This window comes from Psychrobacter sp. CX18, assembly GCF_057396215.1.
Genome location: NZ_JBXYJH010000036.1, coordinates 1 through 2,371 on the forward strand (window position 1 = coordinate 1; position 2,371 = coordinate 2,371).

At 47.7% G+C, this 2,371-nt stretch carries 1 protein-coding gene; it reads left to right on the forward strand.

Annotated features, from left to right (window positions below; genetic code table 11):
* On the forward strand, positions 1-2,371 hold a 2,371-nt coding region (locus tag AC2SLT_RS13065; protein ID WP_486548085.1), incomplete at both ends, for a beta strand repeat-containing protein.

Genomic DNA, 2,371 nt, shown 5'->3' on the forward strand with positions numbered 1-2,371 from the left:
AAGTAGATAATGGCGGCGCCACCAATGACGTGACCCCAACCCTACAAGGCACTATCAGTAGCGTATTAGAAGAAGGTGAAGAAGTTGTTATCTACCGCGGCGACGAACGTGTGGGCACCGCCACAGTTGACAACAACACCTGGAGTTTTAGTGACACGGGTCTAACGGGCGGTGAGAACTACACTTACACAGCACGTGTTGAAGACGCAGCAGGTAACCAAGGCACTATCTCTAACGACTATGCTATTAATGTCGACACCACGGCACCAACGCAAGCTGTAGTGATTAACAGTATCGAAGATGATGTCGCTCCGCAGACAGGTACTGTGACAAGTGGTGACATCACGAATGATACTGCGCCACTACTTGTAGGTTCACTTAGTGCTGAACTTGAACCGGGTGAAATCGTCATTGTTCTACGTAATGGTGAAGCAATAGGCACAGCAGACGTAACGGGTACAAACTGGAGCTTTGCTGATAGCGGTCTTGAAGACGGTGAAACGTATATCTATACTGCTCGCGTTGAAGACGCCGCAGGTAACCGCGGTGCCATCTCCTCTAACTATAGCATTGAGATTGACACCATAGCCCCGACTCAAACGATAGAGATCACCACGATTATTGACGACGTTGCCCCGCAAACGGGTCAAGTAGATAATGGCGGCGCCACTGATGACACCACACCTGAACTACAAGGTACGATTAGTACGGTTCTTAGTGAGAATGAAGTGGTTGCTATTTATCGTGATGGCGAACGTTTGGGTACAGCAGACGTTGACAATACTACTTGGCGCTTTGAAGACAGCGGTTTAGCAAGTGGTTCAACCTATGAGTACACTGCAAAAGTCGAGGATGCTGCTGGTAATGTAGGTAATAGCTCATCATCTTATAGTATAGATATTGATACGGGTGGTCCTACTCAAAGTACAGTTATTACCGCAGTCCAAGATGATTTCGAACCGCAAACAGGTGTAGTTGCTAATGGTAATGTTACCAATGATGTAACTCCCTCAGTTCAAGGCACTATTAGTGCTGCGCTTGAATCTGGCGAGACGGTTGTTGTCCTACGTGACGGTGAAGTGATTGGTAATGCCACTGTTGACGGTACAACGTGGACGTTTGATGACAGTGGTCTAACGGATGGTGAAACCTATAAGTACACTGCAAATGTTGTTAATTTAGCAGGCTTACCAGGCGGCACATCAAACAGTTACAGCATTGAGGTTGACACTACGGTACCTACACAAGCCACACAAATTACGACGGTCATTGATGATGTTGCCCCAGGTCTAGGCGACGTTGCCGATGGTGAATTCACTAATGATGACACGCCTGAGATTAAAGGGACTATCGATGCCGAACTTGGCGACGGTGAAGTGGTCGCGGTTTATCGTGATGGCGTACAAGTGGGTGAAGCCGAGGTTACGGGTACTGATTGGAGCTTTACAGACTCAAGCTTATCAAGTGGTTCAACCTATGAGTACACTGCACGGGTATTAGACGGCGCAGGTAACCAAGGTGCGTTATCAAACGACTACTCAATCTCAATTGATACCAGTGGTTCAAGTCAATCTGTACAGATCTTATCAGTGGTAGACGATGTTGATCCGCAAACGGGCGTAGTCGACAATGGCGGCGCAACCAACGATATAGCACCGCAAATCACTGGCTCTATCTCAACTGCTTTGACAGGTACAGAAAAAGTTGTTGTGTTACGTGATGGAGAAGTAATTGGTAATGCCACAGTAGACGGTACGACGTGGACGTTTGATGACAGTGGCCTAACAGACGGTGAAACCTATGTTTATACCGCACGTGTTGACACTGCCGGTGGTAACCAGAGTCCAGAATCACAACCTTATAGCATTGAGGTTGACACTACGGTACCTACACAAGCCACACAAATTACGACGGTCATTGATGATGTTGCCCCAGGTCTAGGCGACGTTGCCGATGGTGAATTCACTAATGATGACACGCCTGAGATTAAAGGGACTATCGATGCCGAACTTGGCGACGGTGAAGTGGTCGCGGTTTATCGTGATGGCGTACAAGTGGGTGAAGCCGAGGTTACGGGTACTGATTGGAGCTTTACAGACTCAAGCTTATCAAGTGGTTCAACCTATGAGTACACTGCACGGGTATTAGACGGCGCAGGTAACCAAGGTGCGTTATCAAACGACTACTCAATCTCAATTGATACCAGTGGTTCAAGTCAATCTGTACAGATCTTATCAGTGGTAGACGATGTTGATCCGCAAACGGGCGTAGTCGACAATGGCGGCGCAACCAACGATATAGCACCGCAAATCACTGGCTCTATCTCAACTGCTTTGACAGGTACAGAAAAAGTTGTTGTGTTACGTGATGG